General features: G+C 72.0%; 16 protein-coding genes and 3 tRNA genes. 4 read left to right on the forward strand and 15 right to left on the reverse strand.

All coding sequences use genetic code 11. From position 1 onward, the window contains the following. The first annotated feature begins 21 nt into the window (after positions 1-21). Positions 22-1,176, forward strand: a complete 1,155-nt coding sequence (locus Actob_RS29790; RefSeq protein WP_284915166.1) for a fatty acid desaturase family protein — start codon at positions 22-24, stop codon at positions 1,174-1,176. Here the strand turns inward: Actob_RS29790 and Actob_RS29795 are convergent. Then, complete coding sequence (locus tag Actob_RS29795) at positions 1,166-1,510, reverse strand: hypothetical protein (RefSeq protein WP_284915167.1); 345 nt, start codon at positions 1,508-1,510, stop codon at positions 1,166-1,168. The genes Actob_RS29790 and Actob_RS29795 overlap by 11 nt on opposite strands. A 392-nt stretch (positions 1,511-1,902) precedes the next feature. Between Actob_RS29795 and Actob_RS29800 the strand changes: the two genes are divergently transcribed. Together Actob_RS29800 and Actob_RS29805 are read left to right on the forward strand one after the other, a co-directional pair. Next, a complete protein-coding gene (locus Actob_RS29800; protein WP_284915168.1) occupies positions 1,903-2,445 on the forward strand; it encodes a helix-turn-helix domain-containing protein in 543 nt (180 codons plus the stop codon). 218 nt (positions 2,446-2,663) lie between these two features. Then, positions 2,664-3,065, forward strand: a complete 402-nt coding sequence (locus Actob_RS29805; RefSeq protein WP_284915169.1) for a hypothetical protein — start codon at positions 2,664-2,666, stop codon at positions 3,063-3,065. Positions 3,066-3,082: 17 nt separating this feature from the next. Here Actob_RS29805 and Actob_RS29810 read toward each other — a convergent pair whose 3' ends face one another. The 6 genes from Actob_RS29810 to Actob_RS29835 are packed head-to-tail and all read right to left on the reverse strand — an operon-like array spanning position 3,083 to position 8,867. Beyond that, entirely contained in the window at positions 3,083-4,411 is a 1,329-nt protein-coding gene (locus Actob_RS29810; RefSeq protein WP_284915170.1) for a 6-phospho-beta-glucosidase, read from the reverse strand. A 1-nt stretch (position 4,412) separates the two neighbouring features. Next, positions 4,413-5,654, reverse strand: a complete 1,242-nt coding sequence (locus Actob_RS29815; RefSeq protein ID WP_284915171.1) for an ABC transporter substrate-binding protein — start codon at positions 5,652-5,654, stop codon at positions 4,413-4,415. Between the two features lie 4 nt (positions 5,655-5,658). After that, on the reverse strand, positions 5,659-6,483 hold the full coding sequence (locus Actob_RS29820; protein ID WP_284915172.1) for a carbohydrate ABC transporter permease: 825 nt from the start codon (positions 6,481-6,483) through the stop codon (positions 5,659-5,661). Beyond that, positions 6,480-7,352: a carbohydrate ABC transporter permease gene (locus Actob_RS29825; protein WP_284915173.1), complete on the reverse strand. Its 873-nt coding sequence runs from the start codon at positions 7,350-7,352 to the stop codon at positions 6,480-6,482. The genes Actob_RS29820 and Actob_RS29825 overlap by 4 nt, the downstream gene beginning before the upstream one ends. Continuing rightward, a complete protein-coding gene (locus Actob_RS29830) occupies positions 7,349-8,413 on the reverse strand; it encodes a carbohydrate kinase family protein (RefSeq protein WP_284915174.1) in 1,065 nt (354 codons plus the stop codon). Before Actob_RS29830 ends, Actob_RS29825 begins: the two co-directional genes overlap by 4 nt. Before the next feature lie 43 nt (positions 8,414-8,456). Beyond that, positions 8,457-8,867, reverse strand: a complete 411-nt coding sequence (locus Actob_RS29835; RefSeq protein WP_284915175.1) for a hypothetical protein — start codon at positions 8,865-8,867, stop codon at positions 8,457-8,459. A gap of 49 nt (positions 8,868-8,916) precedes the next feature. Between Actob_RS29835 and Actob_RS29840 the strand changes: the two genes are divergently transcribed. After that, on the forward strand, positions 8,917-9,540 hold the full coding sequence (locus Actob_RS29840) for a DinB family protein (protein WP_284915176.1): 624 nt from the start codon (positions 8,917-8,919) through the stop codon (positions 9,538-9,540). A gap of 21 nt (positions 9,541-9,561) precedes the next feature. On the opposite strand, the gene Actob_RS29845 is transcribed toward Actob_RS29840, so the two are convergent. From Actob_RS29845 to Actob_RS29880, 8 genes are all read right to left on the reverse strand, one after another. Continuing rightward, positions 9,562-10,068 carry a GAF domain-containing protein gene (locus Actob_RS29845; protein ID WP_284915177.1) on the reverse strand — a complete coding sequence of 169 codons (507 nt, stop codon included), beginning with the start codon at positions 10,066-10,068 and terminating at the stop codon, positions 9,562-9,564. Positions 10,069-10,622: 554 nt separating this feature from the next. Then, positions 10,623-11,414, reverse strand: coding sequence for a TIGR02452 family protein (locus Actob_RS29850; RefSeq protein ID WP_284915178.1), 792 nt, complete (start codon positions 11,412-11,414; stop codon positions 10,623-10,625). A 133-nt stretch (positions 11,415-11,547) separates the two neighbouring features. After that, the gene (locus Actob_RS29855) at positions 11,548-12,891 is read right to left on the reverse strand and encodes a ferredoxin reductase family protein (RefSeq protein ID WP_284915179.1); all 1,344 of its coding nucleotides are present in this window, start codon (positions 12,889-12,891) and stop codon (positions 11,548-11,550) included. A 91-nt stretch (positions 12,892-12,982) separates the two neighbouring features. Continuing rightward, positions 12,983-13,053: transfer RNA gene (locus tag Actob_RS29860), tRNA-Cys, on the reverse strand. A 1-nt stretch (position 13,054) separates the two neighbouring features. Beyond that, a tRNA-Tyr gene (locus Actob_RS29865) sits at positions 13,055-13,135 on the reverse strand. Positions 13,136-13,156: 21 nt separating this feature from the next. Next, positions 13,157-13,230, reverse strand: a tRNA-Leu gene (locus Actob_RS29870). 192 nt (positions 13,231-13,422) lie between these two features. Next, complete coding sequence (locus tag Actob_RS29875; RefSeq protein WP_284915180.1) at positions 13,423-13,629, reverse strand: hypothetical protein; 207 nt, start codon at positions 13,627-13,629, stop codon at positions 13,423-13,425. After that, a complete protein-coding gene (locus Actob_RS29880; RefSeq protein WP_284915181.1) occupies positions 13,626-13,844 on the reverse strand; it encodes a SigE family RNA polymerase sigma factor in 219 nt (72 codons plus the stop codon). The genes Actob_RS29875 and Actob_RS29880 overlap by 4 nt, the downstream gene beginning before the upstream one ends. Positions 13,845-13,931 lie beyond the last annotated feature (87 nt).

Here is a 13,931-nt window from a genome sequence, read left to right on the forward strand (position 1 = left end):
CGAAAGAAAACGAGGACCTTCGTGACGACGCTGCAACGTCAGGAAAACAATCCGATCGCCCACCTCACCGCCGAGGACATCGAGGCGATCGGCCGCGAGCTGGACGCGATCCGGGACGAGGTGATCGCCGTCCGGGGGGAGCGCGACGCCGCCTACATCCGCCGCGTCATCAAGGTGCAGCGGAGCCTGGAGATCGGCAGCCGCGCGGTACTGCTGTTCTCGCTGTTCCCGCCGGCCTGGCTCGTCGGCACCGCCGGCCTGTCGGTGGCCAAGATCCTGGAGAACATGGAGATCGGCCACAACATCCTGCACGGCCAGTACGACTTCATGCGTGACCCGAAAATCCACTCCACCACGTGGGAGTGGGACATGGCCACGCCCGCCGAGCAGTGGCAGCACTCGCACAACCAGATCCACCACAAGTACACCAACGTGGTCGGCAAGGACAACGACCTCGGGTACGGCATCATGCGGGTCGACGAGAACCAGCGCTGGCACCCGTTCTTCCTGGCCCAGCCGCTGTGGAACTTCATCAACGCCCTCTTCTTCGAGTACGGCATCGCCGCGTACGACCTGGAGCTGGGCCGGAACCTGCAGACCAAGAAGCGGCGCAGCAACCCGGTCTTCCGGAAGAACCTGAAGGCGGTCGGCCGCAAGATCGGCAAGCAGGCGCTGAAGGACTACGTGATCCACCCGGCGCTGTCCGGCCCGTCGTTCCTGCACACCATGGCCGCGAACTTCACCGCGAACGTGATCCGCAACGTGTGGAGCCACTCGGTGATCATGTGCGGGCACTTCCCGAACGGCGTCTCCACCTTCGAGCGCACCTCGATCAAGGGCGAGACCCGCGGCGAGTGGTACCTGCGCCAGATGCTCGGCTCGGCCAACATCTCCGGCAGCAAGCTGATGCACATCATGACCGGCAACCTGTCCCACCAGATCGAGCACCACCTCTTCCCGGACCTGCCGGCCAGCCGCTATGCCGAGGTCGCGGTCAAGGTGCGGGCGCTGTTCGAGAAGTACGACCTGCCGTACGTCACCGGGCCGCTGCCCAAGCAGGTGGCCTCCGCCTGGGCCAAGGTGATCCGGCTGTCGCTGCCGAACCGCAAGCCCACCGCCGCGCCGGACCCGAGCATCCCGCCGCGGCGCCCGGTCGCCGAGCCGGTCACCGCCTGACGTTGTCACCCGGCAGGCGCGGTCCGTCGGGCCGCGCCTCCGGCGTGCGCAGGATCAGCAGCGCGAACAGCCACATCGGGACGTAACCGAGCAGTACCGACACCGCGTACGGGAAGTCGGAGCAGGCGAAGACGGCCACGAACATCAGGGTGAGCAGCGCGCCGAGCAGGTAGACGCCGACCGCGTACCCGATGACGTGCCCGCCGCCGCGCCGCTGGTGTCGGGTGACCAGCGCGTAGGTGAACGGGATCGCGCCGGGCTGGATCAGCAGCAGGAGAACGCCCAGCACCAGGATGACGACCCCGGGTGAGACCGATACCTCGACGTTCGGCATCACCGCACGTTACTTGTCGGTAGCGCGCCGCGCCAGGCCCCCGCTCCGCGCTCCGGGCCCGCCGCGGGACAGCCAGCGGGCGATCTCCCGAATCATCCGGCGATCGCCGTGCGCGCCGCCGCGGAACATGTGGCCGAGGCCGCGGAACACGCGGAATCGCACGTCCTTCCACTGGGCCGGGCCGGCCGACCAGCGGTTCCGGCCGCCCTGGGGCGGCTCCGCCACCCCCATCTGTGGCCGAGGCGGAAGATCGGTCCGGGTCCGCGGTTGGTCGCTGTTCGCGCAATTGGCGTACGGCGGCCAGCTCCTCGAACCGCCCCGCCCGCAGGCGATCGACGACGAGCCGCGCCGTTCTCATAGTTGAGAAAGGTAGCAGGGATTAGATTGGTCGCGTGGAGACCGCTGAGTTGCTGGCCCATCCGGTGCGGCTGCGAATCGTGCACGCACTGCGTGGCGGCCGCGAGATGACCACCGCGGACCTGGTGGAGCGACTGCCGGACGTGTCGAAGGCGACCGTCTACCGGCATATCGACCTGCTCAGCAACGGTGGGGTGCTGGAAGTGGCGGCCGAGCGGCGGGTCCGCGGGGCTGTCGAGCGGCGCTACCGGCTGCGGCAGGACCGGGCGTCGATCAGCGCCGCCGCTGCCGCCGGGCTGACCACGGAGGATCACCGCCGAGCGTTCACCATCGCGATGACCGCGCTGACCGCGGAGTTCGGCGCCTATCTGGACCGGCCGGGCGCCGATCCGGCGCGGGACCTGGTCGGATATCGGCAGCACGCGGTCTGGCTCAGCCCCGGGGAACTGGTCGAGCTGATCAGCGAACTGCGCGCGGCGATCCTGCCCCGGCTCACCCAGGACCCCGCCCCGGGCCGCGCGCAGTACCTGCTCAGCCCGATCCTCTTCCCGATCGGGGACGCGCCAGCCGAGCCCTAGCGCGGCCGGCCACCGCCGGTCCGGCGACCGTCGCGGGACCCCCCGGCCCGCGCTCGGCGCTGACGACCGCCGACACGCGGACAACGGACGCGAAACCACCTCTTCGCCCTTTTCATGACATCGTGAAGCGCATGGAGGTTCGACGGCGGGCGATATTCGCGAATATTGTTCAACTTCCGGCCATTCGACGGACATCGCCGCCGCCCAAGATCGTGGGCATGGTCTCCGACGCCGCCGAAGGGCTGCCCGCCGTCTCCGGGTGGGCGACGCTTCGCCGGGCGGTCGTCGGCGCGAGCCTCGCCCTGACGGCGTGCCTGGTGATCCGGCTGCTCGGACGACCGATGGGCGCCTACCTGATCCCGACCGTCGTGGTCTGGGCGGTCGTCGCGCTGTACAGCGGCTTCGACCGCCGCTGCCGGATCGCCGCGGCCGCGGCCTGGGCGGCGGCCGCCCTGGTCTGGTTCGGCGCGACCCCGCTGCTGGCCGGCGGCACCGCCGACGACGTGGTCCGCGCGGTGGCCGGCGTGCTGGTCGCCAGCCAGGTGTACGCGCTGATCACCCACGCCGGCCGCGAACCCCAGCTGGTCCCGGCCGGACCGAGCTGGCGCCAGGACCGCTAGGCCGGCGGTTGCCGAGGTCAGGTCAGATAGGCCAGCTCGGGCAGCTCCGCGCGGTAGGTGTCGACCAGGCGCTCGGCCAGCGGGCGGTCGGCGATCAGTGGGTGGGTGGCCATCGCCTGGATCGCCGCCTCCCGGGAACCCTCCGCGACGGCCCGCAGCACCAGGCGGTCGGTGGCCTTGACAGCGCGCACCAACGCGACAGCGTGCGCCGGCAACGGCCGGACCGGCAGCGGGACCGCGCCCCGGGCGTCGACCCGGCAGGGCACCTCGACCACCGCGTCGTCGCTGAGGATGTCCAGGGTGCCGCGGTTGCGGACGTTGAGGATCAGGGTGGCCGGCTCGTCGCGGGCCAGCGCCCGCATCACCGCCAGCGCGACGCCCTCGTAACCGGCCGGCCGGCTCTCGTCGTGCTCCCGCTCCCCCGCGCCGGTCAGTTCCCGGTTCTCCGCCATGTAGGTGGCCTCCCGCTCCCGCCACGCCGCCAGCCAGGCGTCCAGAGGTTCCCGGGCGGCGATCTCCCGATAGGTGCGTTCCTGCTGCTCGCGCAGGAACGCACCACGGGTCTGCGGCGCCTCGCGGATGGCGTCCAGGGTCCCTTTCGGGTCGTAGTAGTAGTGCAGGTACTCGTTCGGGATCGCGCCGAGCTCGCGCAGATCGCCGAAGAGCCGGCCCTCCTCGATGCTCGCCAGCCGGTCGTCGTCGGCGAGCAGCCCGGGCAGCAGGTCCCGGTCGCCGGCGTGCACGCCGTAGAGCCAGCCGAGGTGGTTGAGACCGGCGTAGTCGACGCGTACCTCGGCGGGGTCGGCCCGCAGCGTCCGCAGGACGCGGTCGACCAGGCCGGTCGGCGAGTCGCAGATGCCGATCACCCGGTCGCCCAGCGGACCGGACATCGCCTCGGTGACCAGGCCGGCCGGGTTGGTGAAATTGATCAGCCAGGCCGCCGGCGCGAGGCGGGCGACGCGTTCCGCGATGCGCAGCGACTCCGGCACCGATCGCAGCGCGTACGCGATCCCGCCCGCACCCACCGTCTCCTGCCCGAGCACCCCCGCGTCGAGCGCGACCTGCTCGTCCACCACCCGCCCGCGCAGCCCGCCGACCCGGATCGCGGAGAAGACGAACGCCGCACCCGCCAGCGCCTCGTCCAGCCGGGTGGTGGTGACCACGGCCGGTGCGTCCGGCACGTCGCGGGCCAGCGCGTCCAGCACCCGGCCGATCCCGTCCAGCCGGCCGGGGTCCACGTCGTGCAGCGCCACCTCGGTGATCCCGGTCCGCCGGTGGTCGGCGAGCAGCGCCTTGTAGACCAGCGGCACCCGGAAGCCGCCACCGCCCAGAATGGTCAGTCGCATGTCAGCCCTTCATCGCTTCGTTCCCCGCGTCCTGTGCCCTCTTCAGGCCCTCGGCGACGCCGAGCTGGCCGAGGAACACCTGCTGCAGGATCGGCGTGTAGGCGGTGCCGCCGGCCCCGACCTTCGGCCCGACCGGCGCCGGGAACGTCGTGCCGGTCGCCGAGTCCAGGAAGGGCCGCAGGTCGACGCCCTGCTTCTTCCAGTAGTCGACGAAGGCCTGCTGCGCCGCCGTCACCCCGGGGAACGCGTAACCGCCCTCGGCGATCGGCTTCTGCCCGTCGGCCGAGCCGAGCCACCTGAGCACCTCGACGGTGGCGTCCTTGTGCGGCGTCCTGGCCGAGGCAACCGCGGCGACCCCGTGCACCACGCCGACCCGCCCGGCCGGGCCCTTCAGCATCGGGGCCAGTCCCCAGGCGAACCCGGCGCCGTCCTGAATGCTCTTGAGGTGGTACGGCCCCGACTGGAAGAGCGCGAGCTTGCCCTGGGTGAACAGCTGCAACGTCTTGTCACCGTTGGTGTTGGTGTCGGCGGCCGACGGCGCCACGTGATCCTTGTTGATCAGGTCGACGAGGTATTGCACGGCCTGCTCGGTCTTCGGCCGGCCGGCGAAGTCGAAGGTGTCGCCGGACTGCCAGGTGCCGCCGTTCGACCCGACGAAGTCCCACAGGATCGCCTGCTGGTCGAAGGCGGCGTTGAAGCCGAACGTGCCGGTGCGACTGTCGGTGAGCTTGCGCGCCGCGGCCCGCAGCGTGTCGTGCGCGCCGGACGGATCCCAGGTCAGCGTCGCCGGGTCGACGCCGGCCTTGCCGACCAGGTCCTTGTTGTAGAACAGCGCGATCGAGTCCCACAGCTGCGGGACGCCCCACAGCTTGCCGTTACGGGTGTAGAGGTCGACGACCGGCTTGGTCCAGCCCGGATCGGGGTCGACCGGCAGCAGTTGGTCGTTGTCGGCGTAGACGCCGAAGTTCGAGGTGTTGGTCCAGAAGATGTCGGCGGTGGTGCCGGCCGCGATGTCGGCCGGGAGCTTGGTCCAGTAGTCGGCCCACGGCACCAGCTGCACGCTCACCTTGATGTCCGGGTGGGCCCGCTCGAAGGCGGCGAACGACTGCTCGTACGCCTTGGCGACCTGGTCGTCCCAGAGCCGGAAGGTGACGGTGGTCTTGCCCTTCTCCTCGTCGCCGCCGGCGACGGAGCAGCCGGCCAGCAGGAGCAGGGGGATCAGCAGGAGGGACAGTCGTCTCATGTGCTCACCTCATCCCGGTGATGGTGATCGATCGGACGATGTGTTTCTGGAACAGCACGAAGATCACGAGCAGCGGCATGGTGGCGAGCGTGGTGGCGGCCATCACCAGCGTCCAGTTGCCGCTGTACTGACTCTGCAGGCCGGCCACCGCGACGGTGAGCACCTGCCACCGCTGCCCGCTGGTGATCACCAGGGGCCAGAGGAAGTCGTTCCAGTGGGTGACCACCGTGATGATCAGCAGGGTGGCCAGGATCGGACGGCTCAGCGGCAGGATCACGTGCCGCAGCACTCGCCGGTGGCCCGCGCCGTCGATCCGCGCGGCGTCGAGCAGCTCCTGCGGGATGGCCCGGAAGAACTGGCGGAGCAGGAAGATCGCGTACGGCGAGCCGAACATGGCCGGCAGCACGATCCCCCAGAACGTGTTGACCAGGCCGGCCTCGCTGAGCAGCACGAACCTCGGCACCAGCACCGCCACGACAGGCACCATCAGGGTGGCCAGGTAGACCCAGAACAGCGCGTCCCGGCCGGGGAAGTCGAGACGGGCGAACGCGTACGCCGCCAGCACCGAGCAGGTCAGCTGGCCGAGCACGACCACCAGCACCACCTGCACGGTGATCACCAGGGGTGGGATCAGGGTGTGCCCGCCGATCACCAGCTCCGCGTAGTTCGCCGCGGTCACCGGGTCGGGCGCTGCCAGCGGCGGCTGCTGGGCGAACTGCCTCGGCGTCTTCACCGAGGTCTGCACGCTCATCAGGTAGGGCGCGAGGATCACCAGGGCACCGAGGCCCAGGGCGAGGTAGGTCGGCACGGCACGCCGCAAGATCTTCACCCCATCTCGTACGTCGTCCGGCGGCGGAAATACGACTGCTGCGCGACGGTCACCGTGATCAGGAGCAGGAAGAGCACCACCGACATGGCCGCCGCCCGCCCCATCCGGAAGTCGACGAAGGCCTCCCGGTAGATCGCGTACGCCACCACCTCGGTGCGGCCGGCCGGGCCACCCTGGGTCATCGCGTAAACGGTGTCGAACACCTGGAAGCTGCTGATCACGCCGGTGACCAGGACGAAGAACATGGTCGGGCGGAGCAGCGGCAGGGTGATCCGGCGGAACCGCTGCCACGGCCCGGCGCCGTCGATCCGGGCGGCCTCGGCGTACTGCGGCGGGATGCCGGCCAGCCCGGCCAGGAAGAACAGCGCCACGTAACCCACGTTGGTCCAGACGGTGACCGCGGCGACCGACGGCAGCGCCAGGACCGGGCTGGTCAGCCACTCGACGCGGTGGCCGAGCAGCTGATTGACGGCGCCGTCGGACGGGTCGAGCAGCCAGCGCCAGACCACGCCGAGGGCGAGCGGCGCGCTGATCCAGGGCAGCACCAGGATGGCCCGGAAGACCGTGGAGCCGGGCAGCCGCTGGTCGAGCAGGACCGCGGCGGCCAGGCCGAGCGCGGTCTGCGCCGGGATCACCAGCAGCACGAAGAACGCGGTGACGGCGAGCGACCGGCCGAACGCCGGGTCGGTGAGGATCGACAGGTAGTTGTCCAGGCCGGCCCAGTGGGCGGGGCTGACCAGGTCCCACCGGAACAGGCTGATGCCGAGCACCACCACGACCGGCAGCAGCAGGAACCCGCCGACGCCGACCAGGCTGGGCGCGAGAAACGCCCACCCGGCCGCGGTGTCGCGCCTGCGTGTCGCGGTCATCGGTCGGCGTGCGCGTCGGAGAGCTGGGCGATCGTCGCGGTGGCCCGGTGCACGGCGCTGCGCCGGCCCGGCGGGATCACCTCGGGCAGGAACGCGAACCGCCGCGCCAGCTGCCCCTCGCTGGACTCCGGATGCCGCCGCTCGGCGGCCCGCAGCGTGGCCTGCCACCAGTCGGCGATGTCGCCCCAGCCGGGCGCCGACAGCGACCCGCCGAAGTGCTGCACCGAGAGCGCGGCCACCAGGTTGGCGAAGGCGAGCCGGTCGGCGAGCGGCCACCCGCCGAGGGTGCCGGCGATGAACCCGGCGGTGAAAACGTCGCCGGCGCCGGTCGGGTCGAGCGCCTCCACCGGCACGCCCGGCACTGTCGCCACCTCGCCGGTCGCCGCGTCGACGGCCAGGGCGCCGGCGCCGCCGTCGGTCACCACCACGATCGGGACCAGACCGGCCAGCTTGTCGAGCGCGGCGCCCGGCGTGCCGGTGCGGGTGTAGCGCATCGCCTCCACCGCGTTGGGCAGGAAGGCGTGGCAGTCGGGCAGCACCGCGAGGGCGTCGACATTCCACTGGTCGGTCTCGTCCCAGCCGACGTCGGCGAAGATCAGGGTGCCGTCGCGACCGGCCCGGGACACCCAGCCGGTGCTCGAACCGCCCAGGCTCACGGCCGCCGCGCGGGTCGCCGGCAATCCGTTGACCAGGCCGTCGTCGTCGGTGGGCAGCGGGTGCCCGTGGGTGATCATGCTGCGGTCGCGGTCGTAGGCCAGCGAGACGGTGACCGGCGAGTGCCAGTCGTCGAGCCGGCGGGACGCCGAGAGGTCGATTCCCTCCTGCCGGCTGAGCACCTGGTGGCAGAATTCCCCATAGGCGTCGGTGCTCAGCGCGGTGCCGAGCCCGGTGCGCAGGCCGAGCCGGCTGGCCGCGACCGCCAGGTTCGCCACGCCGCCGGGGCACGACCCCATCCCGGAGGCCCGCACCTCGGTGCCCGGCCCGGGCAGCTCGCGCAGCCCGGTGAAGATGACGTCGAGGAACACCACCCCGGGGACGAAAAGATCGAGCTGGCGTGCCATTGGCCGATCTTACCCCCCGCCCGATAGGTGAAGTGGTGATTGATCATTGGCTGCGACGCACGTCTCCGTGCGCCGCACGCAGGGTGTCCACGTGGCGGTCGGTGCCCGGCGGGTGAAGCCGGTCGAGCAGCTGCCACGCCTCGTCCAAGGCCTGGGACAGCTCACGGATGCGCCCGGCGTGCTGACGACGCACGTCCTCCCGCACCTTCTCGATGCGGCGCAGCCAGCCGGCACGGGCCTCGGCACCGGCCTCGGCGACCGGTTGCGGCGGGTCGGGCGGCGGCTCCAGGACGTCGCGGGCCGGGACGATGGCGGCGATCGGGCGGCCACCGTCGACCACCACAGTCACCTGGCCGGTCAGCCCGGTGAGCCGGACGAGCTGCTGGAACCGCAGGCGCGTCTCGGCGATGGACAACTCGATGCGGCGACGGATCGGCATGGCTGGTTCTCCCATGCCGCGATGATGCGCGCGGGGTATGACAATTTTGCGGTAGGTTGCCGCGATGAGCCGATCACTTGTGGACGCGGACGACGTACGCACGGTGGTGTCGGCGGCCGTCGAAGCCCTCCGCGGCGTGGCCGGCCGGGACTGGCGGATCCCCGCCGGCGACCTCAGCTGGTCCTGCTGGGAGACGGTCGAGCACGTCGCCGACGACCTGTTCGCGTACGCCGGGCAGCTCGCCGCCGACCAGCCGCCGGCCGATCGTTACGTGCCCTGGGGCGTCAAGCGGACCCGCCCGGACGCCCCCGCGCTCACCGTCTATGTGAATCCGGCCGACGGGACCGCCGGCCTGCTGGACGTCCTCGCGGCGTCCGGCGGCCTGCTCGCGGCGACCGTCCAGGTCAGCCCGCCGCAGCGGCGCGGCTTCCACCCGTTCGGGCTCGCCGACGCCACCGGCTTCGCCGCGATGGGCGTCGTCGAGGTCCTGGTCCACCTGTCGGACCTGGCGGCCACCCTGGAGTTCCGGTGGTCGCCCGACCCGGACGTGTGCGGCCGGGTGCTGCGGCGCCTGTTCCCGGACGCCCCCGCCGGCCACGACCCGTGGTCCACCCTGCTCTGGTGCACCGGCCGGGTGGAGTTGCCCGGCCATCCCCGCCAGACCGGGTGGCGGTGGCACGCGGCCTGAGCCGGACGGCACCGCGCGGGCTCACCGGCGGAAGCGGAGCAGCGCCTCCATCGCCTCGTCCGCGCTGTCGCTGAGCACGGCCAGGTCCACGTCGGTGTAGATCCGGCGCCGGGTGTCCACCACGCAGTGCGCCCCGAGCATGATCCGGTCCGGCCCGACCAGCGGGACGCCCAGGTAACTGCGCAGGCCGGTGGTGGCCAGGAACGGGTTGGCCGCGTGCACCGGGTCGTCGCTGAAGTCGGCCACGCAGTACGGCTCACCGTTCAGCACGGTGCGGCTGCACACCGCCCACTCGGCCGGTGCCCCGCGCGCGGCCGCCACCCAGTCGCCCAGCCCGTACGCCCCGACGATCTGCTGCGCGTCCGCGCCCAGCACGGAGACCAGCGACACCGGGGCCTCCAGGAGTTTCGCGCTGCGTTCGGCCACCTCGTCGAGGGCGGCCCGCAGCGTGTCGCCGGCCAGGTCGTACCGGGCCAGCTCGGCGAGCCGGGCGGGGTCGGCCAGGCGGTCGTACAGACCGATCTTCATCGGAGCCTCCGGGGGAAGACGGACAGGGACCACGAACAGGATGCCGGATCAGCGGTGGCAGGAAAGGGACGAAGCCACCGGGTGGTGGCGAAAGCCTCCCCTCCGGTCGCTCCGGTCACCACCCGGCCGGGCACGGTGGCGCCCCCGACCGCCGCCACGATCTTGACGATCACGCCGGGGTCCGCGCAGCGCCGCTTCATACCTACACCGTCGGCACCGGTGCGGTGCTGCTGAGAGCCGTCGGTGCGCGGGACCGCGCCGGACGCCGGCCACCGCGACGACAGCGCCGAGCAGGCAGAGCACGCCGGAGACCAGGGTCGCGGCGTGCATCCCGGCGAGGAACGCGTGGCCCGAGCCGTCGATCACCGCCGCCGGTACCGAAGCGGTCATGGCGGCGGTGACCGGCGCGACGCCCATGGCCACCGCGTCCTCGGCCGCCGGCACGCCCATCCGGACCCAGCGGCCGTCGGCGGTGCGGTACCCCCCGGCGTCCCGGAACCGTGACCGCGGCCGCGCCCCGCCCGGTCCGGCTTTCGCCGGACATGTGCGTCCGGTTACGAACGGAAGACCTGTTCGAACGCCTGCCGGGTGGCGCCGCCCCGGTCCAGGATCGCGAAGACCACCCGGTCGAACCACGGGCTGACCGCCAGCGCGCCGGCGAACGCGCGCGCCACCTCCGCCGGGTCGTTGCCGAAGACGCCGCAGCCCCACGCGCCCAGCACCAGGTCACGGTAGCCGTGCGCGGCGGCGACCCGCAGCACCCGCGTGGCCCGGCGGCCCAGTGCCCGGCCGATCTCCGGCAGGGATTCCGGCTGGTTGCGGGCGATCGCCGACCGGTTCGGGGCCGCCGACACCAGGAAGGAGACGGGGTACGCGGTGGGCAGGAGCCGCCCCTTGTCGTCGCGGAAGACCGGAACCGCCGACGCGTAGATGATCCGGTCGGTGTAGAGCAGCGACCGTTCCGCCCGGTGGTGTGCGTAGAAGTCACCGGCGGCCAGCAGGCAGGGATAGAGCGCGGAGCTGCGGGCCAGGCTCTCCTCCTGGGCCTGGGCGCCGTTCAGGAAGCCGCCACCCGGGTTGCGCGCCGAGGCGAAGTTGAGACAGGCCGGGTTCCCGCCGAGGCGGCGCGCCGCCCACAGCGTGGACTCGGCGGTCACCTCGATCCGCGGCGGCCCGCCGGCCGCGGCCGGCTCCGGCAGCTCGTCGCCGGGCAGGTGCAGGCGAGTGCCGGCAACCGCCCGGGCCACCTGGTCGGCGATCCGCACCGGACCGTCGGGGCCGGGGTAGTGGCCCCGCTCGGCGATCTCGACGGCTTCCCGGCCCAACGCCCGCAATCTGGCACTCATGGTGGTCGATCATGCGTCAGGTGGACCCCGGACGCGAGCCGTTTCGCTGTCCCGGGTGCTGCCTCCCCCATACGGAGGCAGCACCCGGGACCCTCGCCGGACCGTCCGGGGGCATCTCCGGACGGTCCCGTCTCTATCCGGCCAGCCGGAAGCGCTCGGCGTGCACCTGCCGGGACGGGACCCGCAGCCGGCGCAGACTGTCCAGCACGGACGCGGTCATCGCGCCCGGGCCGCAGACGTAGACGTCCCGGGCGGTGATGTCGGGCACCAGGGCGAGCAGCCGCTCCGGTGCGAACGGCTGGTAGCCGCTCCCGGTCCGGCCGGTCAGCAGGTGCAGCCGGGCCCGCCGGACGTCGGCCAGGTTGCGCAGCTCGCCGAGCAGCACCGCGTCCCGCGCGTCGCGCACCCGGTAGAGCACGACGACGTGCCCGGTGAGGTCGGTGTCCTCCAGCAGCGCCCGGATCGGGGTGACGCCGATCCCGCCGGCGATCAGCACCGTCGCGCCCCGGGTCCGGTGCGCCGCCGTGAACGCGCCGTACGGCCCCTCGGCGTACACCTTCGCCCCGATCGGCAGGTCCCGCAGCCCGGCGCTGGTCACGCCGACGCCTTTCGCGGTGAGCCGCAGCGAGCGGCTGTTCGGCGCGGCCGACAGCGAGAACGGGTTGACCTGCCACCACCGGTTGTGGCCGGGGAAACGCCAGAGGAAGAACTGCCCCGCGCGGGCCGGCAGCCGGTCCAGGTCCCGGCCGGTGACGTGCACCGACACGGTGTCGTCCGACTCGGCGACGACGGCCGCCACCCGCAGCCGGTGCCGGGAGTTACGGATCAGCGGGACCACCAGGCGGCCGGTGAGCAGGGCGCCGATCGCGAACGTCCACAGGCCCCACCAGTACGCCTGGGTGACCACATTGACCTTGAACGCGGTGCCCTCGTACACCTGGTGCAGCACGCCGAGCAGCACGACCAGGTAGAGCAGGACGTGGATGGCGTGCCAGGTCTCGTAGGAGAGCCGCCGCCGGGCGACCCGCACGGAGAGTGCCACGATCACCAGGAGCAGCCCGGCGGCGATCATGCCGAACAGGACCGGCGGTTGTTTCGCCAGGACGACGACCTCGTCGAGGAGGGGAACGCCGTCCAGGCGGGCGAAGCCGAGCAGCACCAGCGCCGGGTGGGCGCACGCCAGCCAGAAGACCGTCATCCCGGTCCAGCGGTGCCAGGTGGTGAGACGGTCCATCCCGTACGCCCGGTCGACCACCGGCAGCCGGGCGACCAGCAGCAACTGGAACGCCATGGCCAGCGCCAGGTAGAGGCCGAGCAGGCGGCCGATCGTACCGAAGAGGTTGGCTGCCGGGCCGGCGGCGGCGAACATCACCTGAACCGCGGCGAGGTTGAGCACGATGAAGGCCGCTGTCGCGACGCGCGCGACGCGGATCGAACGGCGGAAGGTGAGGACTCGAGGCTGCGTCATGGTGGTCATCCCGGTCTCCCTCAGCTGGGAGCTGTCTCTTGCCGGGGTGTACCACGCCCGGAGCGGGCCGGTTCATGATTCTTTTCCGGGTCCTTCGTCGAGATCGCAGCCGGATTCGAACCGGCGTGTACCGCTTTGCAGGCGGCCCCCTCACCACTCGGGCATGCGATCGTGCGGGCGGCAGGATTCGAACCTGCTCAGCGAAGCACCCGGTTTACAGCCGGGCCCGACTCTCCGGCGTCGGCGCGCCCGCGCGGCGTGTAATGCCACGCTGTGCCCTCGGCGCGATTCGAACGCGCACCACCGGCGTCCTCAACGCCGGGCCTCTGCCAGTTGGGCTACGAGGGCTCTGTTGTCTTCAGAGAACAAAAAACCGCCATTCCCCGTACGCGGGAACGGCGGCGCGAGGCTCGCGAGCGGGCTCAGCCGCGCCACCGGTCCGGGGCGAGATAGAGGTGGCTACACAGCATGGTGGTGATCTCCCTGAGGGCTCGAAGCTGTGTCTCAACCTAGGCGGCCCGCCCCGGACCGGCAACGCGTTTATCCGCCGGCGCGCAGGCTCTCGTCGGTGGCCAGCCGGGCCAGCTGGGCCGCGGTGAAGGGCAGCTCGGCCAGCTCCGGCCCGGTCGTGTCGGCGACCGCGCCGAAGGTGTCGCCGCGGGTCTGTCCCACGAAGACCACCGTCCCGTCCGGGTACCGGTAGGCGGCCGACTGTTCGGGCCGCCGATCGGCACCGATGGGCGTCACCACACCCACGACCGCGGAGCCGACCGCTCGATCGGCGCGTCGGACGGCCGCTCGCGCCGCCACCAGCCCCACCGGCCCTCGTCGACGAAGGCGCGAATCAGCACCTGGCGCAGGTACGGGTCCAGCGACTCCTGCCGGCTCACCCGATGCCACCTGAGGTAAAGCTTCGCCCGGGCCGCGAAATACTCCGCGAAACCCTCGTCACGGTCGCTCATGCATTCCCCTATCGTTCGGCTGCCGGGGTATACACGGGGTCACCGGCCCACCGGGTTGCACGGCTGGCTCCCGCTCTTGCCGGTGGC

The sequence above is a fragment of the Actinoplanes oblitus genome (genome assembly GCF_030252345.1).
In the GTDB taxonomy this organism is placed as follows: Bacteria; Actinomycetota; Actinomycetes; order Mycobacteriales; family Micromonosporaceae; genus Actinoplanes; species Actinoplanes oblitus.